Source organism: Luteimonas sp. RIT-PG2_3 (assembly GCF_054902115.1).
The window spans coordinates 100,913-124,098 of the sequence record NZ_JBUBPF010000008.1; the positions used below are offsets into that span (position 1 = coordinate 100,913).

A 23,186-nucleotide genomic window follows, 5' to 3' on the forward strand; every position below is an offset into this window, starting at 1 on the left:
GCCCGGCTTCCGGTAGTTCCCCCGATGCCGCCTGTGCGGGCACGAAGGGATACTCGGGGGTGCATCGCGTATAAGCTTCGCGCATCCCTTCTCCTGTCGAGCCCGCCATGTTGTCAACGATTGCGACCCTTTCCGCTTCCAACCCCGCCCCTCGGCGCGTCGCGCACCCGCTGGCGGTGCTGGCCGGCCTGTGTGCGTTGCTGGTCAGCGGACTGGCCCTGAGCGGGCAGGCAGCAAGCGGTCAGTCAGCGGGCCAGGCGGCCTCGACCAGCGACGCGGCCGCATTGCAGGGCTTCGATGCCGAAGTCGAAGCGACGATGCGCGCCCTGAACGTGCCTGGTGTCGCGATCGGCGTGATCCGCGACGGCCAGGTCGTGCTTGCCCGCGGCTACGGCATCCGCGACAGCAGCAAATCCGACGCGGTCGATGCCGATACCGTGTTCGCGATCGGATCGATGAGCAAATCCTTCACTACAGCGGTCATGGCCACCCAGGTCGATGAAGGCAAGCTCGATTGGGACCGCCCGGTCCGCGACTATCTGCCCGACTTCCGCCTGTACGACCCGATCGCCACCCAGCTGGCGACGCCGCGCGACCTGGTCTCGCACCGCACCGGCCTGCCGCGCCACGACTTCATCCGCATGAGCACCTATGTGGATCGCGCGGAAGTGGTCCGTCGCCTGCGCTACATGCCGCCGAGCAAGACCTTCCGTGAGGGCTTCCAGTACAACAACCTGATGTACGTGACCGCTGGTTATCTGTCGGGCGTGATTGCCGGCTCGACCTGGGAGGAGCTGGTCCGCGAGCGCATCTTCCAACCGCTGGGCATGACGCGCTCCAACACCTCGGTCAAGGAGAGCGCCCGCATCGACAACCACGCGATGCCGCACGTGCTCAAGGACGGCAAGCCGGTGGTCACCGCGTTCTACGATTATCAGCGTTTCGGCATCGGCCCCAATGGCGCGGTCAACTCGACCGTCGACGATGTCCTGAAGTACCTGCGCATGCATATCGACCACGGCCGCGCCGCCGATGGCCGCCAGGTCATCTCCGCCGCGCAGATCGACGAACTGTTCAAGCCGGTCACCGTCAGCGGTCCCGACACCAGCTACGCGCTGGCCTGGCAACACGGCCAGCGCCAGGGCGCGAACTATGTCGAGCATGGCGGCGCGATCACCGGCTTCACCTCGCAGATGATCGTGTTCCCGGACCGCAAGACCGGCATCGTCGTCCTGAACAACCTCGGCAGCCGCCTGCCTTCACTGGTCGCATGGCGCCTGGCCGACCGCTTGCTCGGACATGCCGGCGACGACTATCTCGCCAGCCTGAAGCCGAGCCCTGATTCGAGGGCCGGCGCCTCGTCGCGCGGCGAGGCCAAGCTGCCCACGCGGATCACCGGTACCCGCCCGACCCTGCCGCTGGCGGCCTACACCGGCGACTGGACGCACCCGGCCTTCGGCAAGGTCCGCGTCGACGCCAAGGACGGCGGCCTGGTCGTGCATTTCGACGCCATGGACCTGAGCCTGCGCCACTACCACTACGACACCTTCGAAGTGACCGGCTCGGGCGGCCTTGTCAGCTTCCGCCTCGACAACGCCGGCAAGCCCGGCCAGATGCTGCTGCCGCTGGAACCGGAAGTCGAGGACTTCGTCTTCGTCCGTCCCCAGTGAGCGATGTCATGTGGGCGTAAGCCGGGTCTCGACCCGGCATCGATGATTCGCCCGATGGCCGTCACGCATTGACGTGCGTCATGCGCTTGAGCGCGTACGACATTGGGGACGACGCGTGATCGTTCGCCGCGGGTCGAGACCCGCCCTACGTCGGCCGGGCCTTGACCCGGCGTCGATGATCCGTCCGATGGCTATCACGCTTTGACGTGCGTCATGCGGTTGAAGACTACGACGTTGCGGACAATGTACGACGCTACGGACAACGCCCGATCGTTCGCGGCGGGTCGAGACCCGCCCTACGTGCCGTGTGCCCCCGGCTTTCGTGGACCGGCCGGCATCACGGCGTCTTGCTGAGCGCTTCGAACGAGGCGTTACCGAGGCCGTAGCGCTGCCAGTCGTTGTAGTCGAAATGCCACCATTCGTTGGCGATCACGGTGAAGCCTTCGGACTCGAGGGCTTCGCGCAACAGGCGACGGTGCCAGCGCTGCAGCGAGGTGCCGCCCGGATAGTCGGGGTACGAACGCGCGGTGGTCTCGTCGTAGGTCGCGACCATCTCCACGGGCTTGCCGGTCGACAGGTGATACAGGTTCAGGTCGATCGCGGCGCCGCGGTTGTGGCGCGAGCCTTCCGCCGGGTTGGCGACGAACTCCTTCTGCGCGTCCGGGGTGGCGTCGTAGAAGACCTTGGTGACGAACCACGGGCGGTAGCCGTCATGCAGCAGCAGGCCATAGCCCTGTGCGGCCAGCTTGCGGTGCGCGCGCACCAGCGCTTCGGCGGCGGGACGCTGCTGGAACACCTGCTGCTGCGCGTAGAACTTGCTGCGCAGGAAGTTGTTCTCGCTGGCGTAACGCACGTCGAGCTTGATCGTCGGGTCCAGGCTGCCGACTTCGACCAGGTCGCTGGGCAGGAAGTCGCCCTTCTCCACCGGCGGCGTGGCCTTCATCGCTTCGGGCAGCAGTTCGGCGACCGGGCGCAACGGCGTGATGAACTGCTGGGCCGCGCCCTCCTCGGGACCGACGACGCGACGCGGCAGCACGATGCCGCCCATCACCGCACGCGTGACCTTGCCGGCGGCATCGCGCTCGAAACGCAGCTGCTCGCCGACGTACATGCTGCTGTCGGGGAAGGCGAAGGCGTCGGGCGTGCCGGCCACCGTGGTCAACGGATCGAACTCGATCCATTCGACCAGCGTCCACAACTGGCCTTCGCGCTCGAACACATACAGCACGTTGTGGTCTTCACCGTACTCGCCGATCAGGCCGCGCAGCGCGGCCGGTGCATCGGCCGGCTTGCTGGCGGGCCTGCGCGCGTAGCGGCGGCCGTCCAGCGTGATCGCGTCGTCGGCCAGCGTGACCGTGCCGCCGATGCCCAGCGGGCCATCGATGACAACATCCTTGCCCGACAAACGCAGCCGCTGCGGCGAACCGCCGGCCAGGTCCTGCAGCGTCAGCACGCTGGCGCTTTCACTCAGTTCGATGGCGTGGCCATCGTCGGCGACGTAGACGCCGGCCGCCTTCAGCGCCTGCTCCTTGGTCAGCGCGCTGGTCTGCGCCGGGACGACCGCGGCAATCGCGGCGGCGTCGCCCGTCCTGGCGGCCAGCAGTGCGCGCAAAGCGGTGTCGGCGATACGCTCGACGACGGCGTTGACGACATCCTTGCTGGCCATCACGACCACGCCGACCTGCTGCTCGGGCAACACGCTGAGCTGGGTCGAGAAGCCGTAGATCGCGCCGCCATGACCGACGCGGCGGTGTCCGTCGAGCGTACCCATCGAGAAGCCGATGCCGTAGCACGACGTGGCGCAGTCTTCGCCCTGCCACGGCGTCCACATCGCCTTCAGCGTCTCGGGCTTGAGCAATGCGCCGTTGTCGCCGCGGCCCTGCGCCAGCAGCATGCGGATGAACTTGGACATGTCGTTGGCCGAGCTCTGCAGCTCACCGGCCGGGCCGGTGCCGAGCAGGAAGCGCGGCGCAGGCGAGGTGCGCCCGTCGACCGTCCACATCACGCCCTGTGCCTGCTTCGGCGACGGCGGCGGTGCGAACGCGCTGGCGCCCATGCCCAGCGGGCCGAGCACGTGCTGCTGCATGTAGGTCGGCATCGGCATCGCGGCGATCCGCTCCAGTGCCAGCCCGGCGACCGAGACGCCGGCATTGGAATACTTGGCGCGCGTGCCTGGCGCGTAGGCCAGTTGTGTCTGGTTGAGGCTGGCGACCGTGGCCTCCAGGGTCGGACCGCTGGCATCGAAATAGCTGCCGACCGGCGGTTCGCGGACCACGCCGGAACGATGCGACATCAGCTGGTGCAGCGTGATCGCACCGGCGCCCTCGCCCTGCGGCTTGAACTCCGGCAGGATCGTGGTGACCGGCGCGTCGATGTCGAGCTTGCCCTGCTCCACCTGCTGCATGATCGCGATGTCGGTGAACAGCTTGGAGACCGAACCTACGCGGTACAGCGTATCGGCATCGGCGGGCTGACCGCTCGCCGGATCGGCGGTGCCGAAGCCGGCGGTCCAGACCACGCGCTCACCATCGACCAGTGCGATCGACAGCGCCGGGATCTGCTTGTCGGCCATTTCGCGCTCGATGAAGCCACCCAGGGCGGTGCGGATCTCGGCATCGTGCGCGCCGGTACTGCCGACTTCGCCGCCGGCTGCGGCGGGCGCGGCGGAGCCACCACAACCGGTAACCGCGAGCAGGCTCGCGAGACAGGCTGCGATCGTACGCAGCGGGAGAATGGGGATGCGTTGGGTCATTGGGAATCCTGTCGCACTGGCAAAGAGGAAGGTGTCGCACGAGAGACAGCGGAGGTTGCGGCGGTTGTTCGCGTGGACGTCACGCCGGCAGCTGCGTCGGTCGACGCCTCTACGGTAACAGGGACGCCGAGGCGACGTTCGAAGAAGGCCATGGCTGCATGCAGGGCGCGTCGCCAGCTGCGATGCAGCAGGAACTGGTGCGGCTCGTTCGGGAACACCAGTACCTCGGGCGACAGCCCGCGCTTGCGCAGGGCATCCACCAGCCGGACCGACTGGTCGAAACGGACATTCAGGTCGTCGTCGCCATGCACGAACAGCACCGGCGCGCGCCAGCCGGACACATCGGCCAGCGGCGACGACGCGAAGGCGCGCCGCGTGGCCTCCGCCGCGACGCCATCGGCATCATGGCCGCCGGTGAATTCGTCGTACTCGCGGGTGGACCAGTCGTGCACGCCATGCAGGTCGACGCCGGCCGCGAATACCTTGGGCGCCCGCGCCAGGCCCATCGCCGTCAGGTAGCCGCCATAGGAGCCGCCCCACAGGCCGACACGCGTTGCATCGACGTCGTTGCGCGCCGCCAGCCACTTGCCGGCGGCCAGTACATCGGCAAATTCGCTGGCGCCGTTGAGGCCGCCTTCGAGCGCTTCGCGGAAGTCCAGGCCATAGCCGCTGCCGCGTCGATAGTTGATCGACAGCACCACGTAACCCTGCTGGGCCATCGCCTGGTTGAAGGCCTGGGTATGCGAGTAATAGGTCCAGTAGTGGAAGCCCAGCATCATCCGGTCCGGCGGGCCGCCATGCAGGAACAGCAGCGCCGGCCGGCCCCCCGCAGGGACCGCGACATGGGCGGGCGGCAGCAGCAACTGGCCCTGGAAACGCTGGCCATCGGCGGCCGTCAGCGTCACGGCCTGCGGTTCGATCAAGGCAGCACCAGGGGATGGCGCGGTTGGTGCTGGACTCGACGGCCGTGCCAGCGGCTGCAGCCTGCCATCGGCGCCGCGCACCACCGGATGCACCTGCCGCTGCGCGTCCGAGGCGAGGTAGGCGACCGCATCGGCGCCCTGCCCGAGCGGCACCGGCGAGGACTCGATGCCTCGCCCCTGCGTGATCGCCATCGCCGCGCCACCGGACACCGGCACCCGCCACAGGTGCTGGCGATCGGGATCGTCGCGATTGGCGGCGAACACCACCTCGCGGCGATCGCGACTGAGTCGCACCGTCGAGACCTCATAGTCACCGGGCGTCAGCAGCGTGGCCTGGCCACCACTTGCCGCCACGCTGTACAGGTGCAGCCAGCCGTCGCCTTCCCAAGGGAACACCAGGCGATCGCCTGCGCCCCAGAACAGCACGTCGCCTTCGAAGAACTGCGAGCCCCAGAAGAGCTTCGGACTCAAGCCTGCCGCACGTCCGGCCGGTGCGCGCCAGGCTTCGTGGCCGACGCCGGTCCGCGGATCCGCGACGCGCAGCGAGAACGGCACGCCGGCACGCGCAGGCAGGTCCAGCGGCTCGTGGTAGGCCCAACGCAGGAAGGCCAGTTGCGAGCCGTCGGGCGACCACGCCGGGGCGCGATCGCGATCGACGCCGGGATCGAGATAGACCAGGCGCTTGTCGGCCAGCCAGTACACGCCGACGAAGGAATGCTCGCTGCGACCGCTGACGAAGGCGATCGCCTGGCCATCGGGCGACCAGCGCAGCGCCGACAGATCGCCCTGTTGCTCGACGATGCAATCGCTGCGCGATGTCCGCACCAGCCACAGGCACAGCTTGCCGTCGTGCAGGTAGGCAACGTCGGCACCGCCGGGCGAGACTTCGGGTGAATGGCCCTCGGCGATCCTGCGCGCTTGACCAGCGGCCGGATCCAGTCGCCAGAGTTCTCGCTTGGGCGGGATCGGCAAGGCCTCTGGATTGCTGACCGCCGCGATGCCGGTCTTGCCGCCGCGCGCCATGTACAGCACGCGGCCATCGCTGCTCCAGCCCAGGTCGCCGAGCTCCTGGCCGTCATCATGGGTGAACGTGGTCAGGGCACGCGCCTGCCACTCGGGCGCGCGTGCCAGCATCACGTTGCGCACGCCGCGCTGCATCGAGACCCAGGCGACCTGCCGGCCATCGGCCGACGCCGACAGGGCGGATGCCAGCGGCGTGTCGATCAGGCGATCCAGCAGCGCGGTGTCGACGCCGCGATCGGCAGCAACCGCCGCCGGCTGCGCGCCGGTCGACCGTCCGCCCGGCGCGTCTCCTCCCGCCCCTGCGCATTGCCCAGGCAAGGACAGACCCGTCGACAACATCAGCATCACGGCAAACACGGGCGATCGTGGCGACATGCAGAGCCTCAAGGCAGGAACCGGATGGGGCGGAGAACTCGACAACGGCAGGCCGACCACAACAAGCCGGCCACAGCCGTCGGACAGGGATCGCAGCGAGGACGCAACCCCGCAACACGCCGTCGATCGACGGGCTGCGCGAGCGGCGGATCAATCGGTCAGGTTGTAGGCCTCGCGATTGTTGAGGTGCAGGATCATCCGTGCGCCCTGCAGCGCCTCTTCTTCATCGAGCAGGCCTTCGCGCACGTAGACGGCCAAGGCCTGCGCGAGATAGCGCTTGCCCCAACGTGCCGCCAGCCAGTACAGCTCGGGCACGTTGTAGGCATCGCTGCCGAACAGGATCTTCGACAGCGGCACCGCTTCCATGATCTGCAGGTAACGCGCCAGCAGGCCCTGGTGGATGAACGGTGTCATCAACGAGGTTTCGAAATAGACGTTGGTATACAGGTGGCTGAGCCACGTCGCCTCGCCGACCAGCGGGTAGCCGGCATGGATCGGGATCACCTTCGGCATCCGCATCACGCCGTCCTTGTCGAAGCGTGCGAACTCCTCGAGGTAGTACGGGTGCTGGTTGCGCAGGATCACGTATGGCGCCTCGCCATCGCCGGCATGGAACTGCATCGGCATGTCGCGTTCCAGGCAGGCTTCCATCGCGATCGTCAGGAAGCGCTCGCGCAGCTCCTTGCCACGGCGGGCCCCCTCGGCACGGTCGCTGTAGACGGTCTTGCGGGTCTGCTTGTACTGCGTCCACGAGGCCGACGCCGGCGCGTCGTCGTAGACCGGCTTGATCAGGCCGATGTCGGGCAGCAGGTAGGACTTCATGCCATACGAGCGCTGCCCGTAGTTGCCGGTGCCGTCGAGCGCATCGACGACGCGCTTGCTGTAGGCGTCGCGCAGCTCCTCGTAACCGAGGTCCTTGTCGAGCAGATCCTCAAGCAGGGTTTCCACGCGGGCCAGGTAGCGGCTGCGGCTCGGCGCGATCGCGGTGTTGAAGCGCGCCATGCCGGCGGCATCGAGGCCATCGCTGAAGCCGGTGTCGATCATCGCGTTGGCGATCCGGCCATCGCGGAACAGGTCGCCGACGTAGCCGTAGTAGTTGCGGCCGCGCACATTGCGCGCTTCGACCACCTCGGCCAATGTCGGCTTGCAGCCCAGGAAGCCCGCCATCTCCTTGACCATCGCCTTGACGAAGACGCTGCTCTCGAAGTGCCGCAGCACAGTGTTGCGCTTCTTGGCGATGCCGTACTGGGCATCGAGCGCGGCGCGGGTGACGGCATCGCCGCCCTGCCAGCGTTCGTAGACGCCTTGCGGGAAATAGTTCGGCAACGGGAACGCCGCCAGCGCAAGCCGCTCGAGGAAATCGTCCGGCGTGGTCTGCGCATCGCGTTCGGAGATCGGATGACAGTGGCTGTCGTCCACCTCCATCGCTTCGATCTGCGCCTGCAGGCGTTCGCCGAGCGCGCGTTCGCCGGCATTGCGTGCCGGCCGTTCCGCCGCGGCGGCCATGCCCGCCGCGCCACTGCCCAGCAACCCGCCCACCGCGCTGGAGGTTTTCAGAAAACTGCGTCTTGTCGTCATATCCCTGCGTACCATGAATAACCAAAACCGGCGACCATCGCCCCACTGCCGTCGTACACCTTGGACAGATCGTCGACGACCTGGATGCCGGACACGAATTTCAGGCTCTTGTAGCCCAGTTGCCGCTCCACGCGCAGGCGCACCGGTGCGCCATGGCCGATCGGGATGCGTCCGCCGTTCATGCCGTAGGCCAGCAGGGTCTGCGGATGCAGCGCGTCGAACATGTCGATGCTGTCCCACCAGCCGTCCACGCATTCGAACACCACGTAGCGCGCGTGCTGCTGCATGCCGGCCTGGGCCAGGATCCGCGACAGCTGCACGCCGGTCCATTCGCCGATCGCCGACCAGCCGCGTTCGCAGCTGTGCTGCGTCACCTGGGTGCGCGACGGGAACTGCATCAACTGCGCGAGCGAGAACGACTGCGGGTGGTCGACCAGGCCGGTGATCGGCAGCCGGAAATCCACGAAGTCGGCGCGCAGCATGCGCTGGTACTCCTCGTCCTCCGGGTTGGTGGTGCCGATGGTCGGAAAGGTCTTCGAGATCATGCTGCGATCGAGCTCGCGCACCAGCGGCTGGTTGCGCAGCAGGATGCGATGGCTGATGTACGACAGCGTGTCGCCGGCGCCGAGCAGCGCGCCGTGCACGGTTCCGTAGGTCGGCGGCAGCTGCGCATGCCGCAGCAGCGGCAGCGAAGCGGCGGCGGCGACGACGCCGGCACCGGTCAGGAAGCCGCGACGGCTCAGCAGGCGTTTGCTCATCGTGGCGTCTCCCCGTCTTGGCTGTGCGTCTGGCCTGGCGCCGTGGCATCGGCATGACGGCCGGCCTTGTCAGCCCTGCCCCCGGTGATCATGTCACCCACCTCTTTGCGGAAGCCGACCAGGATGACCTGGAACAGGTGCACCAGCACGAACAGCACCAGCGAACTGGCGGCCAGGAAATGGATCGTGCGCGCCGACTGGCGTCCGCCGAACAGGTCGAACAGCCACGGCCAGGCAGCGGTCACCGCCGGCGACATCGTCAGCCCGGTCAGCAGGATGGTCGGGAACAGCACGAAGATCACCGTCAGGTAGGCGAGCTTCTGCATGAAGTTGTAGTCGCCGGACGAGGCATGCACCTTCAGGCGCAGGTGGTCGCGGATGTCCTGGCGGATGTTGTCGAGCTTGAGCTGCATGCGCGTGGGCAGCATGCGCCGCAGCAGGTGCTGGTTGATCAGGCCCGACAGCAGGTAGGCCGCGCCGTTGAACACCAGCAGCCAGGCGGCGAGGAAATGCAGGCTGCGGCCCCAGCCGGTGTAGTCGAGTTTCTCCGGCAGCGGCAAGGTCAGCCATGCCGGATCGCCATAGTAGCCGTCCTCCCCCCAGTACAGGCGCGGGTGCGCCAGCAGGATGGCGAAGCCGCTGAAGACCAGCGTCAGGAAGACGATGACATTGACCCAGTGCGCGATCCGTACAGACAGGCGATGACGCGGGACGCGCGGCGCCGGAAGCGTGGTGTTCGGATCTTCGTTCATGGCATCGGGTCGCGTCTCAGGTGTGTGTCCGCTGCGCATCGGCGGCGGGCGTATGGCGTTCGGACGCGGTGGCGTTCCGATGGCGGCACCGGGTCATGACGATTGTTCCGCCTGACAGTCCCCGGGACTATAGGTGGTTTTACCGGTTTGCCCTTTCGATCATGTACTGATGCGCAAAGGCCTGCAAAAGCCGAAACGGCCGGGCATTGGCATGCCCGACCGGAACGGATCCACGCCCGACGTTACCGGGCGTGGCATAGCACATGGCGATCGTGGGCCGCGTGGGCCCGATACCTGCATGCCCGGCAACTACAGGCTGCCTCGCAGGGTCAGCATGACGTTGCGCGGCTCTCCGTACATGTTGCTACCACCTACGGACGAACCCGTCTTCGGATAGTAGGTGCGGTCGGTCAGATTGTTGAAGTTCAGACCGATGTCCAGATTGTCGTTGATCTTGTAGCCGACGCGAGCGCCCAGGATCGCGTAACTACCCTGGCTGATGTTGGCCAACGGATCATTAGTCGGACGCGTCACGCGATTCTGGGCCACGATGTTGCCGCCGACCGACCAGCGCTCCTCGCCGAACGGAAGCGTGTAGTCCGTCCACATTCGCAGCATGTGCTTGGGCACCCATGTGGCATACGGTTGACCGACACCGGCATCGGCGCGAATCACATTCGTGGTGTTGCGGGTGTAGCCGCCGCTGATGCTCCAGTTGCGCGTAGGGCGCCCAGTCAACTCCAACTCATAGCCCTGGCTGCGGGTCTTTCCACTGGACAGGGAATAGGAATTTCCGCCGTTCTCCTGCGGTGGATAACGGGTGTCTTCCATGGCCTCATTAGTCTTGTCGACACGGAACACCGCGAACGAACCATTCAGCCGACCACCCAGCATTTCCCCCTTGATACCAAGCTCGAAGTTTGCGCCAATAATCGGATCGAGCGTGTCGCCTTCGTACGTCTGCGCGACCTGCGGCGTGAAGATGTCAGCATAGCTCGCATACACGGACCAGACATCGTTGAGGTCATACACCAAGCCAGCATAGGGCGTGATGATGCCGTTCTCGCGAGTGTCCTCGTTGTGGGTGAGCTGCTCGCCCACGGGCCGTCCATAGTCGTAGCGGATCCACTGGTGGGTGAACCATGTCGCGCGAGCGCCCAGGGTTGCGGTCAGGTTGTCGCTGAGGCGCAGACGCGTGGTGCCGTATACGCTCTTCCAGTCGTCGCGCCAGTGCGGGCTGACATACTGCCAAGGTCCCCGGGTCGGATTCGGAACACTGCGCGGATCCCAGTTGAAAACATCGACGGGTCGACCAATGATGTCGTCGAGAGGCGCGATGTTGAATCCGTAGTAATTGACGTAATACGAACTACCGATCAACAGGTCGTGCGTACGACCGAAGAGTTCGAACTGGCCCTGGACTGACAGGTCAGCTGCTTTCTGATTGAACCAGTACTGGGAGTCATTGCCATACAGGAAGGCGCCGTCACCTGTGGCGCGATCGACACCGCCCCAGACGTAGCTGTATTTGTAGTTGCTGCTCGAGTCGAGCGAGGTACCCCCGAACTTGATACTCCAGCCATTCTCGAACTTGTGTTCGATCGCGCCGTAGACGTTGCGGGAGCTGGCGTCGAAGTGGTTCCAGTCCGAACCGAAGAAGGTCGAGCGCGGCAGGCCGAGGCTGCCGCCGTCCGTAAAGCGCGGCATACCGTAAACAAACGGCGTGGACTCGATCTGGTGGTCACTGGCGGTCAGCGTCAGTAGCGTCGCATCGCTCAGATCGTACTCTAGCGCTGCGTAGTAGAGGTTTTCCTTGCGCTTGGCGATATCGTAGAAATAGTCGCGATTACCGTAGGAGGCAACGGCACGTCCGCGCAGGCGACCGTCTTCGGTCAGCGGCCCGGTGACGTCGATCGTGGTGTTCAGATTGCTCCAGGAGCCGTAGCTCAGGCTGCCTTCCAGCGCGAAATGATCCTTCGGCCGCTTACGGATGAGGTTGACCGAGCCGAATGACTTGGCCGCGTTGAGCACGCCGTTGGCGCCGCGCAGGATCTGTACCTGGTCGAACATCGCCATGTTCGGACTGGTGTTCAACCAGGCGAAGCTTTCCATGGTGATGCCGTCCCACTGGAACGAATTCACTTCCTGGCCGCGGATGTAGTAGTAGTGCTCGTCGCTGGTTTCCTGCATCACCACGACGCCGGGCGTCTTCATCATGACGTCGTCTAGCGTGAACAGGTTCTGGGTTTCGAGCTGCTGGCGATCGATGACGGTCACCGACTGCGGCGTCTCGCGCAGCGTGCTGGCGTAGCCACCGATCTCGGCCATCTTGACGCGGGTTGCGGTGACTTCGACGGTATCGAGATCCTTGGCTTCCTGGCTGTCCGTGCTGCTTTGCGCATGCGCGGCCTGCGCAATGAGCAGCGCAGCGGCCAGTGGCAGGAGCTTCGGCATGCCGGTCGTGCGGCGGCGTTCGGAACGACAACGTGGGGTCAACATGCGAAAGGCTCCATCTGGCAAAAGTGAGGTGGCTGTGGAGCCCCGATTCTTTGCCAAGCCCGAAAACCCGCCTATATGCAGAACTACCAGATCTGTAAAAAAACTGATAATCGGCGGAATTCCCTACCCCATTCCGCAGGAATGACGTGTGCACCCTCAACGGCGCGGCTTGGGGGCGGGTCGTTTTCATTCAGCCATCGCGATGTCCTCCACCTCTCCCGGGCCGTCGCGTTCCACGCATGCGCGCATGACCACTTCGCACGGATGGATGCTGCATCAGGCCATTCCGATCGCGACGCGGCGACGCTGTCGCGTTCGCCATCCCCTGCTGTCAATGCGTCGCGTCGCAGACCATCACCCGTCAACGCCAACGCGCCATCAGGCCACGCGCGACCCCGCCGCGCCATCGTCAGCCGACGCGGTGTCCGGGACGTCCTCGTCCGGCACGTCCGACGGATCGGCGCCCTGCGCGATCGCCGCGGTGACGCAGGCATCGCTCCAGACGTTGACGGCCGTGCGTGCCATGTCGAGCACGCGATCGACCGCCAGCACCAGGGCCAGGCCTTCGATCGGCAATCCGGCCGCCGCCAGCACCGTTGCCAGGCCAATAACACCAGCACCGGGCATGCCCGACAGGCCCAGCGTGGTCAGCAACGCCACCAGCACGATGACGATCTGTCCGGAGATGCCGAGTTCGATGCCGTACAACTGCGCGATGAAGATGGCCGCGACGCTTTCGTACAGGGCAGAGCCATTCATGTTGACGGTGGTCGCCAGCGGCAGCACGAACCGGCTGATCCGCTTCTGCACGCCGAAACCGGTCTCCAGCGCATCCAGGGTAATCGGCAGGGCCGCCTTCGACGAAGCCGTCGAGAAGGCGGTCAGCACCGCCGGCGCGACCACGCGGAACAGGGCCAGCGGCTTGACGCCGGAGACGCCGCGCAGCAACAGCGGCAGCACGACCAGCGCATGGAAGGCCAGGCCGATCAGCACCGCGACGATGTACGCGCCCAACTGCACCAGCATGCCGAAGCCGTACTGCAGCAGCGCATCGAGTGCGAGGAAGAACACGCCCAGCGGCGCGAACCGCAGGATCCAGCGCGCCATGCCGATCATCGTCGCGAACACCGCGCCGGCACCATCGGCGACCAGGCGCGCCTGCTGCTCCGGCAGGCGCGCAGCGAAGAAGCCGAACAGCAGCGAGAAGAACACCACGCCGAGCATCTGGTCGCTGGCGGCAGCCGCCAGCGGATTGGCCGGTACGATCGACAGCAGCGTCTGCACGATCTTGGCGCCGCCGTTCTGCGCGGCGGCCGGCACCTCATGGATATGCAGCTGCGACAGGTCGGCACCGACGCCGGGCTGGATCAGGTTGACCACCAGCATGCCGATGATCGCGGCGATCAGGCTGGTGCCGATGACCCAGGTCCCCAGCCGTGCCGACAGCCGGCCGAAGTCCTTGGCGCGGCCGATGCTCATGATCGCGACCACCAGCGACGAGCCGACCAGCGGGATCACCAGCATCTTCAGTGCATTGAGGAACAGGCCGCCGCCGAGCTTGCAGATCGCGATGATGTCGATCGAAGCCGGCAATGCCAGCTTCGGCAGGATCGCGGCCAGCAGCAACGCCGCGGCCATGGCGATCAGGATCTGCCAATGCAGGGCCAGCCCCGGACTGGGCGGCGGCAGGGTCGGACCGGACGGCAGGCTCATGCTGGATTCTCGTGGCCGCAGCCGGGTCGGACGTGGCAGGACATGTGGACGGGCACTCTACGGCGAGGATGAGCGGCATTGCAGCAGAGCCGCGCAGCCGAAGCATCCGTGAAAACCTGCAAAATCGGGACCATGCAGGACCTGTCTGCCCGACCGTCGCGCGGCCGCGTCCCGGTAATCTGCTGCGTGCTCAGACGCCGCGCATTTCCCTCAGCAACTGGGTGCGCGACTGCACGTTGCACTTGCCATAGATCGAATTGAGCTGCGATTCGACGGTGCGCCGCGACCGGCACAGGCGCTCGGCGATCTCGTTGTTGCGCAGGCCCTCGGCGACCAGCAGCGCGACCTTGCGTTCGCTCGGCGACAGCCGTTCCAGCATCGGGTCGGAACGGCTGAGGGTGTCGTCAGCCGACGGCGGGCATTCGATGAAAGTCAGCATGCCGTAGACCGGACGCGACAACACCGAGCCCTGCACCCGCACCGGTTCGATCAGCGCGGTGAAACCCGGGATGCGCGGATGGCGCAGCCGGCGCGAGCCTTCGACCGGGCATTGCCCGACCAGTCCCGGCAGCACTGCATCGCCGGCGCCCGGTTCTTCGGCATCGCCATGGCGTTGCGACTTCGCCCGTCGCGCGGCGGGCGTGGCCTCGGCATGGTTCCAGCGCTGCCACAGGCCGATCGCGCTGTCGGTGGCGAACACGATGTTGCCGTCGGCATCGAACAGCAGCGACGGCGTCGGCCCACCGCACAGCATCTGCTGCATCGCGACGCTGCGTGCGCGTTCGAACTCCAGCGCACGCAGCCGGTAGAGGCCGGCGTCGATGACCGGATGAATCTGCTCAAGGAAGGCCAGCTCGTCGCCGGAGAACCGCGGCTGGCTCGACGAACGGCGGATGCTCATGACCGCCATCGGCCGGGCATGGTCCCAGAACGCGAGGTGCACGAACTCGGCCCACTCTTCCAGCGGTTCGTCCTGCGCGATCCGCCGCTGCAATGCCTGCGGATCCTGCGAGACGATCTGCGAATAGGTGTACAGCGAGACCTGCGGGTTGGCGGTCAGGAACGGCCGCGACACCGCCAGGCTGGTCGCCGGCACGTAGTCCACGCGTTGCGACTGCACGACATGGTGGCGCGCGGTGCTGGGCTGGAAGTTGTCGATGCCCAGCATCAGGCTGCAGGAATGATGCGGCAGCGCATCCTCGAGCAGGTGCCGGCTGGCTTGCCAGACCGACTCCAGGTCGATCGCCCGCTGCAGGGCCAGGGTCGGTGCCGGCATCATCGACGGCTCCCCTTCCATCCCTGCGCGACATGCGCGCAACAGCGTCGTGGCGCGGCCGAACACATCACGACGAGACACATCACGACGGGAGCTGGCATGGGGCACCTGCAGGAGCATGGACGGGCGAGCGACACCAGGCATCGTCGGGCTGGCGATGCATCGTGCTAACGAGATCTGAACGTATGCCATTGGTCATGACGTCAGAATCAGTGAAAACACTTAAAAGTGCCAGCCGTCATTGCCGCAGCGCCGCCGATGCGCCGCCCACCTGTCACCACCCCCTGCGTTCGCCTTGCCCCGCTCCGCCCTTCCCGTGCCGTCAGCGCGATTCGCAGATCCGGCTGCGCAGTGCCGCCCGTGCGTCCGGGGTGCCCAGCAGGGCGACCAGCCCGTCGCCAAGCGATTCGCGCCAGACCGAAAAATCATGACCGCCTTCGAACTCGCGGTAGCACAGGTCGTAACCCTGCGCATTCAACAGGTCGCGGAAGCGCCGGTTGACCAGGGGCATCACCGGGTTCTCCCAGCGGCCGACTTCGAGGTAGAAGCGCAGCGGCAGGCGGGGCGCCGATGCCCGGGCGACGTAGCGATCGTAGGTCCAGCCGACATCGCTGCCCGACAGCACCTGCGCGGACGCCGACGGACGCCACCAGTAGCTGCCTGACTGCGACAGCACGTTGCCGAAGATCTGCGGATGGGTCGTCGCCAGGTGCGTCGATGCCAGGCCGCCCAGGCTGGCACCGGCAACGATGGCGCGCGCGGGATCGCGGCTGATCGGCAATTCGCGCTGCGCCCACGGCAGCAGTTCGTCGGCGACGAAATCCGTCAGCCGGGAGTCCGGGGCAAGCTCGGCGCCGCGCTTGGCCGGGCTCACGCTGTCGAGCGCGATCGCCACCATCGGTGGCAGCACGCCATCGGCGATCAGGTTGTCGAGCAGGTCGGCCACGCCGACGGTCTGCAGGTAGCCCTCGCCATCGAGCAACAGCAGCCACGGTAGCGCGGCGTCGCGCGTGTGGGGGCCCGGCGGCAGGTAGACGCCGACCTGTCGGGCATCGCCCAGCACGCCGACCGGCAGGCGGTGGTGACGGACCTGGCCGCGCGCGACGTTCGCGCGTCGTGCCAGCGCAGGATGATGGCTGGCCTTCGGGCCGACCATCAGCGAGTTCGCGCCTCGCAGCGGACCATTGGTGAGGTCTGCCAGGTACGGCAACGAGCGCGGGTTGCGCGGATCGGAGAAGAAACCGATCTCGCCGCCGGCAGGATGCGGCCGCTTGAACAGCGGCGACGCCTCGGCGTCGCCCTCTGCCTGGGCAGGGTATGGTTCGGCCTGCGCCGGCAGCACGCGCGCGATGAAGTAAGGAAAACGACCGTCTGCGGGCACCTCGTAGCTGCGGTACCAGACATCGCTGCCGGCCAGCCGCTGCAACATGCCCGGCAGTCCGCTGCCGTCGCCGATCATCGCGGGCAACCAGCTGAACACCGCGACCTGCGGTGCCGCCACGGCCACGCCGGGATCGCGCTGCGAGACCACGAAGGTCGCCAGCAGCCTGTCGTCGCGGCCGGGCACGGCTTCGATCAGCGGCGTGCCTTCGCTGGCCAGTCGCGACCAGAACGCCGCTTCAGCGGTCCCGTCTCCACGGGCGATCGCCGCCGCAAGTGCCTGCAGGCGCGGGCTGTCAGGCGTGGCGGGCTTTTCCGTTGGCGCATCGGCGGCACGGGCACCGCCGATCACCGCCAGCCCCGTCAGCATCAGGCCCATCAGTACCAGACCCTTCACCATCGGCGCCCAGCCACCGGCGCGCCGCCCTGCCCTCACGCCCGGCCTCATTGTGCGGGCGGCGTGGCCGGCGCCACGCGATGACCGCCAGCGGCTGTGGGCTTCTCAGGGCGCAACACCAGCCACAGGCCATGGGTCAGTAACGGGATCAGGAAGATCACCGAGAAGTAGATGCCGCTGAAGCGGTAGCCCTTTCCGATCAGGTCGATCAGGCCGAACTTGTCGGCCACCACCACCGCGATCGCCATCGCGCCCAGTGCCACGCCCGGGCGCAGCAGGCGCGGCATGGTCCGGCCCAGGTCCTCGTAGCGACGCGCGAGGCGCTCGTTGAGGCCGTGCAGCATGCCGGCACCGGTCTTGATCAATGCGCCGATGATCACCAGTTGCACGATCACCGACAGCCAGGGCGCGGACAGGCCTTCCAGTACCACCGACACCGGCAGCGCGGCATCGACGATGCCCGGATAGAACGCCGACAGCGCCAGGATGAATGCAAGGCCCGGCAGCAGGATCAGCGGGCCGGCCAGCGCACCGGCGATCAGGGCCTCGCGACGGCTGCGGAAGTTGCGCGCGACGAAGATCAGGATCGGCAGGATCACGATGTTGTAGCCGGTGAAGCTCAGCGCCTCGCGCCCGGCGGTCAGTACGTCCACCGGCGCGGCGGCCAGAGCCTGGCCAAGTTGCCCGGAATAACGCGACAGCACCATCACGAACATCAGGCCATAGGTCAGGTAGAACAGGATCGACCACCAGGAGATCACTTTCTCGATCATGCGGTTGCCGAAGAACACCAAGGCCGCGACCAGCAATACGAAGGTGATTGAATTGACCAGTTCCGGTGTACCCAGGGCATCACCGACCAGCCTTGCGGCCGCGGCCGAGACCACCGACAGCGACAGCAGCAAGGTACAGAAATACCCCAACTCGAACAGGATCGCGAAACGTCCCAGGTAGACGCGGTTGAGGGTCTGGTAATCGAAGGCCTGGAACCGGCGCGCCAGCTCGAACGCGATCATGGTGCCGGCGCTGAAGATCGCCGCGGTGATGCCCAGTCCCAGCAGGCCGGTCGCTGGCCCCTTGGACACGAAGAACTCGACCAGCTCGCGCCCGGTGGCATAGCCGCCGCCGACCATGACCGCCTGGATGACAAGACCGGGCACGACCAGCCGGTTGAAGAAATCTTTCATGTGAATGCAATGACCCTGCGAGCGGATGCCCGGCGTAACCCCAAACGTAGCCGCCCCGCCCCGGGGCTGCCTATCCGCGCAACTACCTATCTGCGGCGGCCGCGACCGCGAACCTGCGCGCCGAGAAGCCACCGAGGTCGATCCGGCTCTCGCCATCCACCGCCCACTGCGCCAGCGCCTCGCCGATTGATGCCGAGTGCTTGAAGCCATGCCCCGAACAGGGCGACGCGATCATCACCGCATCCGATTGCGGGTGGGTATCGAACACGAAGCCGAAATCCGGCGTGACCGTATACATGCAGGTCGCGGTGCGCAGGCATTGCGCGCTGATGCCCGGGAAGCACGGTGCGACCAGGTGCTCGTACATCCAGCGGATCTCGTCGGGGTCGACCCGGCGCTCGATCGCCTGCGCCGTGGTGCTGTCGGCGTACTGCCCGCTGGCGACCTTGATGCCGCCATGCGCGCCGTCGATCGCCGGGAAGCCGTAGATCGCACGCGTGGCACCAGGCGGTTCCCAGATGAAGACCGGGAAGCGGCCCGGCTGGAACGGCGCGATCGGCCCCTTCGGCGCGAACCAGTACAGGATCTGCCGCATGACCGTGTAGTGCGCCGACAAGCCCGGATCCAGCAGGTCCGACAGCCAGGGACCGAGCGTCAGCACCAGCCGCTCGGCGGTGTACTCGCCACGATCGCTGCGCACGCGCACGCCATGGCCATGCGGTTCGAAGCCGAGGATGCGCTCGCCGGTCTGCAGCGTGGCACCGTGCGCCTGCGCCAGTTGCAACTGCGCCTCGACGCAGGCCTCGGGACGCAGGTAGCCGCCCCCGGGTTCCCAGTAGCCGACTTCGTCATCGGCGACCGCGAACTGCGGGAAACGCCGGCGGATCTCCGCGGCGTCGATCACCTCGTGCGCGATGTCGTACTGGCGCGCGGCGCGCAGCGTATTGCCGAAGAAGTCGGCGACGTTGCTGGCACCCGCGCGCGACGGGCTGGAAATGATCAGGACGCCATCGGCATGCAGCAGGTCGCGCCCGGTCTGCGCCTCGATGTCGCGCCAGATCTCGTGCGCGCGCAGCGCCAGCGGCGAGTATTGCGGCCCCTCGCCGATCGCCTGCCGGGTCACGCGCGTATCGCCATGCGTGGAGCCCTGCGCATGCGGCGGCGCGAAGCGGTCGATCCCCAGTACCGACACGCCCCTGCGTGCGAGCTGATAGGTGGTGGCCGCCCCCATGGCGCCAAGACCGGCAACGATGGTGTGAACGTGCATGACGCGTGGTCTCCTCGGTGACGGGCTTCGAGCGGGTGTTCAGTGCGCCCCGGTTTGCCGGACCGTACGCCGCACCCACGGGGCAAACAAGGCCAGCACCACCGCACCGACGGCGATGATCAGCGCCTGCTGCAGGAACAGGCCCGGCAGGCGTTCGATGGCGTCGAGGTCGAGCCAGGACGCGAACACGCCGGCGATCTTGCCGCCCAGGCCGATGGCGACGAACCACGCGCCCATGACCAGGCCGGCCAGTGCCGGCGGTGCCAGCCGGGTGACGTTGCTGAGGCCCACCGGGCTGATACACAGCTCGCCCAGCGTGGTCACGAAATAGATCGACAGCAGCCACCAGGGACTGACGCGGCCGTCGATGGCCGATTGCGCGGCGAACACCAGCAGCACGAAGGCCGCGACCGCGCCGGCCAGTCCCAGCAGCACCTTGTAGGGACCGCTGGGCTGGCGGTCGCCGAGCCGGATCCACAGCCACGAGAACACCGGCGCCAGCAGCATCACCATCGCCGGTGCGACCGACTGGAACCACGATGAGGGGAACTGCCAGCCGAACAACTCGTTGCGGGTCAGGCGGTCGGCGAACAACGCCAGCGAGGCACCGGACTGCTTGAGCGCGATCGAGAACAGGATGACGCCGACGCAGAAGAACCCGATCGCTGCGAAGCGTCGCCACTGGGTGGCCGGCGACAGTGCCGTTGCGTTGGGCGCAGGTGCGATGGGCGCAGACGTTGCAGGAGCAGGCGCTGCCGCGTCCTGCGGATTCGGACGATACCAGGCGAAGATCATCAGGCCGATCAGCATGCCGACGCCGGCCGCGCCGAAGCCCCAGTGCCAGCTTTGCGCGGGATTGAAGCCGGCATCGGCCAGCCAGGCGCGGAACCAGGCACCCTGCGCGAGCGTGCCGCAGACCAGCGGGGACACGAATGCGCCGAGGTTGATGCCCATGTAGAACAGCGAGAAACCGGCATCGCGACGCGGATCGTCGCCGGCATACAGCTGCCCGACCAGCGCGCTGATGTTGGGCTTCAGCAGCCCCGTGCCAATCGCGACGCAGGCCAGCCCGATGTACAGCGCCGTCAGCGAGCCCTGCGCCATCGTGAAATGACCGGCTGCGATGATGATCGCGCCCAGCATCACCGCACCGCGGCCGCCCAGCCAGCGATCGGCGGCATGGCCGCCGAGGATCGAACTGAGGTAGACCGCGAGGATGTAGTTGCCGTACAGCGTCGCGGCGCGTGCCGCCGACCAGCCCAGCCCGCCGTCGGCCACCGGCAGCACCAGGTACAGCACCAGGATCGCGTTGAGCCCGTAGAAGCTGAAACGCTCCCACATCTCGGTCAGGAACAGCGGCGCGAGCCCGCGCGGATGACTGCGGAAACCGATCATGCGGCGGTCATCGCGTGGCGGCCGTGGCCGGCATCACGCGTTCGAAGAACTCGAACACCTTGTCCGACGGACGCGCGCGCTCGCCGGTATGCCCGGCTTCCGGGGCGATCTGGAACTCGACATGCACACCCTGCGCAAGCAGGCGCTCGCCGAGGTCGATGATCGACTCCATGTGGCCGGAGGTATCGCTCTCGCCCATCGTGATCAGCGTCGGTGCGCGCCAGGCCTCGATCCGCGATGTCGACGAGGCGTCGTAAGCCAGGTCCTCGATGACACTGCGTTCGGACAGCCGGATGAACTCGGGCGGCGCGCTGGCCCAGCCATCGGCCTGGTCCTTCTTCAGCTCGACGACCCAGTCGCCGACACCGCTCAGGTGCGCGCCCGCGGCGAAGTACTGCGGCAGCCGCGTCAACGCCAGCCCGACCATGTGGCCGCCATAGGAACCGCCCATGATCGCCACGCGCCGGCGGTCGACGTCGCGGCGACCCTGCAGGTACCTGGCAACCGCTTCAAGGTCGAGCAGCTCGCTGGAGCCGGTCGCGCCGCGGCGCGCGGGGAAACGATAGTCGAGGCCGAAGCCTTCGCCGCCGCGATAGTTGATCTCGACGAACACGTAGCCGCGACTGACCGCGTACTGGCCGAGCGCCGACGATACACCGTTGCCCGGCGACACCCGTCCGACCGGCCCGCCCTTGCTGGCGACGATGACCGGATAACCGCCCGGTGGCGGCGGCGTGCGCGGCGTGCTGACCAGGTGATGGCTGGCGACGCCGTCGCTGGCACGCAAGGTCACGACCTCGGGGGCGACGAACTGCGCCAGCACCCCGCGATGCGCGTCCAGCCATGCCGTCTCCGGCGTCAGCCGCTGTTCGCGGCCATCGGCATGGCGGACGATGCGATGGTTGGGGACGTCACCGTTGTCGTTGCCGAGATAGGCGATAACGCCATCGGCCAGCAGTCGCGGGCTGTGCTGCACGCCGATGCCGCTGGTGATCGCCTGCGGCGCGCTGCCGTCGCGCGCGACGCGCCACAGGTGCATGCGCGCCAGGTCGCCCTGGTTGCTGGCATAGACCAGGCTGCGCTGGTCGGCCGACAGCGATGGCCAGGTCACTTCGCCGCCATCGGGCGTCAATGCGGTCGCCTTGCCGCCATGCCCGCCCTGTCCGTCGTCGACAGCCACCTGGTACACACGCAACCAGCCGCTCTTTTCCCATGGGAACAGCAGCTGCCCGTCGCGTGTCCACAGCAGTTGCGGCTGCGCGTCGCTGGTGGGGTCGTACCAGGTGCCGGTCGCATAGGGCTTGAACACGCTGCCGGTGCCGGTCTCGGCGCGCCAGATGGTGCGCACCGCGCCGGTGGCGGCATCCGCCTGCTGCAACGACCAGGGCGAGGCGTCGCGGACCGGCGAGAAGCGGTATTCGCGCGTCCAGTTACCGGTGCTGCGGACGAAAGCGAGCGACTGTCCGTCCGGCGACCAAGCTGGCGCGATGTCGCGGAAGATGCCCGGATCGACATAGCGATACGCGCGCGTGCCGACGTCGACGATGCCGATATAGCTCTGCCCGGCCTTGCGCGTGCTGCTGAAGGCCAGGCGGGTGCCGTCGGGCGACCAGGCCAGTTGGCCGACGCCGACCGACGGGAAATGCTGCGGGTCCTGCAGCAGCAGCGGCTGCGCGACCAGGCGGGCATCCCCGAGCGCATAGCGATACAGCATGGCGCCGTCGGCCACCGCGAACGAACGCCCGTCGGGCGAGAACACCGGTGCCCCGGCCGGGACGTCAGCCCCCTGCGCCAGCAGTCGCGCGGGTCCCTGCTCGACGTCGACCAGCCACCATTGCCGGCTGTCCTGCGCGGGATACTGCGCGAACGCGCGCAGCACGCCGCCGCAGGCGACGATCAGCGAGCGCCCATCGGTCGAGGGATGCAAGGACACCGGCGGCAACGCACTTGCGGGCAAGGCCAGCATGCGCGCGGCGAAGGCCGGCGCGCTGGCGACCCGGACGCGGCCGTCGTCGATCCAGGCCAGGTGCCGGCCGCCGGGCAATGCCGTCAGCGCATCGCTGCGCAGCGAGCGCGTCGCATGGGCTTCGATCGCCTGCTCGAGCGTGAAGCCCTCGGATGCTGTCCCTGCCTGCGCCGCCTTGGCCTGCGCGTTGCTGTACGGCGACGCCAGCAACATCGCGACGACCACACCGGCACTCCACCACTGCCGACCACCGACTGCACGCATGTTGTCGCTCC

The 23,186-nt window shown here is 67.3% G+C and carries 14 protein-coding genes; 1 reads left to right on the plus strand and 13 read right to left on the minus strand.

Features of this window, described 5'->3' with window-relative positions:
* Nucleotides 1-107: 107 nt before the first annotated feature.
* A complete protein-coding gene (locus tag ACYX7E_RS13415; RefSeq protein WP_462081088.1) occupies nt 108-1,670 on the plus strand; it encodes a serine hydrolase in 1,563 nt (520 codons plus the stop codon).
* A gap of 337 nt (nt 1,671-2,007) precedes the next feature.
* Here the strand turns inward: ACYX7E_RS13415 and ACYX7E_RS13420 are convergent, their stop codons facing one another.
* The 13 genes from ACYX7E_RS13420 to ACYX7E_RS13480 form a co-directional block, all read right to left on the minus strand.
* On the minus strand, nt 2,008-4,422 hold the full coding sequence (locus ACYX7E_RS13420) for a serine hydrolase (RefSeq protein ID WP_462081089.1): 2,415 nt from the start codon (nt 4,420-4,422) through the stop codon (nt 2,008-2,010).
* On the minus strand, nt 4,419-6,743 hold the full coding sequence (locus ACYX7E_RS13425; RefSeq protein ID WP_462081090.1) for a prolyl oligopeptidase family serine peptidase: 2,325 nt from the start codon (nt 6,741-6,743) through the stop codon (nt 4,419-4,421). The genes ACYX7E_RS13420 and ACYX7E_RS13425 overlap by 4 nt, the downstream gene beginning before the upstream one ends.
* Nucleotides 6,744-6,893: 150 nt before the next feature.
* Complete coding sequence (locus tag ACYX7E_RS13430; RefSeq protein ID WP_462081091.1) at nt 6,894-8,321, minus strand: amidohydrolase family protein; 1,428 nt, start codon at nt 8,319-8,321, stop codon at nt 6,894-6,896.
* Complete coding sequence (locus ACYX7E_RS13435; protein WP_462081092.1) at nt 8,318-9,079, minus strand: molybdopterin-dependent oxidoreductase; 762 nt, start codon at nt 9,077-9,079, stop codon at nt 8,318-8,320. Before ACYX7E_RS13435 ends, ACYX7E_RS13430 begins: the two co-directional genes overlap by 4 nt.
* Nucleotides 9,076-9,831 carry a cytochrome b/b6 domain-containing protein gene (locus ACYX7E_RS13440; RefSeq protein WP_462081093.1) on the minus strand — a complete coding sequence of 252 codons (756 nt, stop codon included), beginning with the start codon at nt 9,829-9,831 and terminating at the stop codon, nt 9,076-9,078. Before ACYX7E_RS13440 ends, ACYX7E_RS13435 begins: the two co-directional genes overlap by 4 nt.
* Nucleotides 9,832-10,140: 309 nt before the next feature.
* Nucleotides 10,141-12,330 carry a TonB-dependent siderophore receptor gene (locus ACYX7E_RS13445; protein ID WP_462081094.1) on the minus strand — a complete coding sequence of 730 codons (2,190 nt, stop codon included), beginning with the start codon at nt 12,328-12,330 and terminating at the stop codon, nt 10,141-10,143.
* A gap of 378 nt (nt 12,331-12,708) precedes the next feature.
* The gene (locus tag ACYX7E_RS13450) at nt 12,709-14,043 is read right to left on the minus strand and encodes a dicarboxylate/amino acid:cation symporter (RefSeq protein WP_462081095.1); all 1,335 of its coding nucleotides are present in this window, start codon (nt 14,041-14,043) and stop codon (nt 12,709-12,711) included.
* 190 nt (nt 14,044-14,233) lie between these two features.
* Entirely contained in the window at nt 14,234-15,322 is a 1,089-nt protein-coding gene (locus tag ACYX7E_RS13455; RefSeq protein WP_462081096.1) for a helix-turn-helix transcriptional regulator, read from the minus strand.
* Between the two features lie 319 nt (nt 15,323-15,641).
* Entirely contained in the window at nt 15,642-17,099 is a 1,458-nt protein-coding gene (locus tag ACYX7E_RS13460; RefSeq protein ID WP_462081097.1) for an alpha/beta hydrolase, read from the minus strand.
* A 44-nt stretch (nt 17,100-17,143) separates the two neighbouring features.
* Complete coding sequence (locus ACYX7E_RS13465; RefSeq protein WP_462081098.1) at nt 17,144-18,283, minus strand: YkvI family membrane protein; 1,140 nt, start codon at nt 18,281-18,283, stop codon at nt 17,144-17,146.
* Nucleotides 18,284-18,365: 82 nt separating this feature from the next.
* Nucleotides 18,366-19,550: an N-methyl-L-tryptophan oxidase gene (gene solA / locus ACYX7E_RS13470; protein ID WP_462081099.1), complete on the minus strand. Its 1,185-nt coding sequence runs from the start codon at nt 19,548-19,550 to the stop codon at nt 18,366-18,368.
* 39 nt (nt 19,551-19,589) lie between these two features.
* Nucleotides 19,590-20,945, minus strand: coding sequence for a peptide MFS transporter (locus ACYX7E_RS13475; protein WP_462081100.1), 1,356 nt, complete (start codon nt 20,943-20,945; stop codon nt 19,590-19,592).
* A gap of 7 nt (nt 20,946-20,952) precedes the next feature.
* Entirely contained in the window at nt 20,953-23,175 is a 2,223-nt protein-coding gene (locus ACYX7E_RS13480) for a prolyl oligopeptidase family serine peptidase (protein ID WP_462081101.1), read from the minus strand.
* Between the last annotated feature and the right edge of the window lie 11 nt (nt 23,176-23,186).

Coding starts and splice junctions, on each gene's coding strand:
- ACYX7E_RS13415 (WP_462081088.1), top strand. CDS start 108: ATGTTGTCAACGATTGCGACCCTTTCCGCTTCCAACCCCGCCCCTCGG.
- ACYX7E_RS13420 (WP_462081089.1), bottom strand. CDS start 4,422: ATGACCCAACGCATCCCCATTCTCCCGCTGCGTACGATCGCAGCCTGT.
- ACYX7E_RS13425 (WP_462081090.1), bottom strand. CDS start 6,743: ATGTCGCCACGATCGCCCGTGTTTGCCGTGATGCTGATGTTGTCGACG.
- ACYX7E_RS13430 (WP_462081091.1), bottom strand. CDS start 8,321: ATGACGACAAGACGCAGTTTTCTGAAAACCTCCAGCGCGGTGGGCGGG.
- ACYX7E_RS13435 (WP_462081092.1), bottom strand. CDS start 9,079: ATGAGCAAACGCCTGCTGAGCCGTCGCGGCTTCCTGACCGGTGCCGGC.
- ACYX7E_RS13440 (WP_462081093.1), bottom strand. CDS start 9,831: ATGAACGAAGATCCGAACACCACGCTTCCGGCGCCGCGCGTCCCGCGT.
- ACYX7E_RS13445 (WP_462081094.1), bottom strand. CDS start 12,330: ATGTTGACCCCACGTTGTCGTTCCGAACGCCGCCGCACGACCGGCATG.
- ACYX7E_RS13450 (WP_462081095.1), bottom strand. CDS start 14,043: ATGAGCCTGCCGTCCGGTCCGACCCTGCCGCCGCCCAGTCCGGGGCTG.
- ACYX7E_RS13455 (WP_462081096.1), bottom strand. CDS start 15,322: ATGATGCCGGCACCGACCCTGGCCCTGCAGCGGGCGATCGACCTGGAG.
- ACYX7E_RS13460 (WP_462081097.1), bottom strand. CDS start 17,099: ATGGTGAAGGGTCTGGTACTGATGGGCCTGATGCTGACGGGGCTGGCG.
- ACYX7E_RS13465 (WP_462081098.1), bottom strand. CDS start 18,283: ATGAAAGATTTCTTCAACCGGCTGGTCGTGCCCGGTCTTGTCATCCAG.
- solA (WP_462081099.1), bottom strand. CDS start 19,550: ATGCACGTTCACACCATCGTTGCCGGTCTTGGCGCCATGGGGGCGGCC.
- ACYX7E_RS13475 (WP_462081100.1), bottom strand. CDS start 20,945: ATGATCGGTTTCCGCAGTCATCCGCGCGGGCTCGCGCCGCTGTTCCTG.
- ACYX7E_RS13480 (WP_462081101.1), bottom strand. CDS start 23,175: ATGCGTGCAGTCGGTGGTCGGCAGTGGTGGAGTGCCGGTGTGGTCGTC.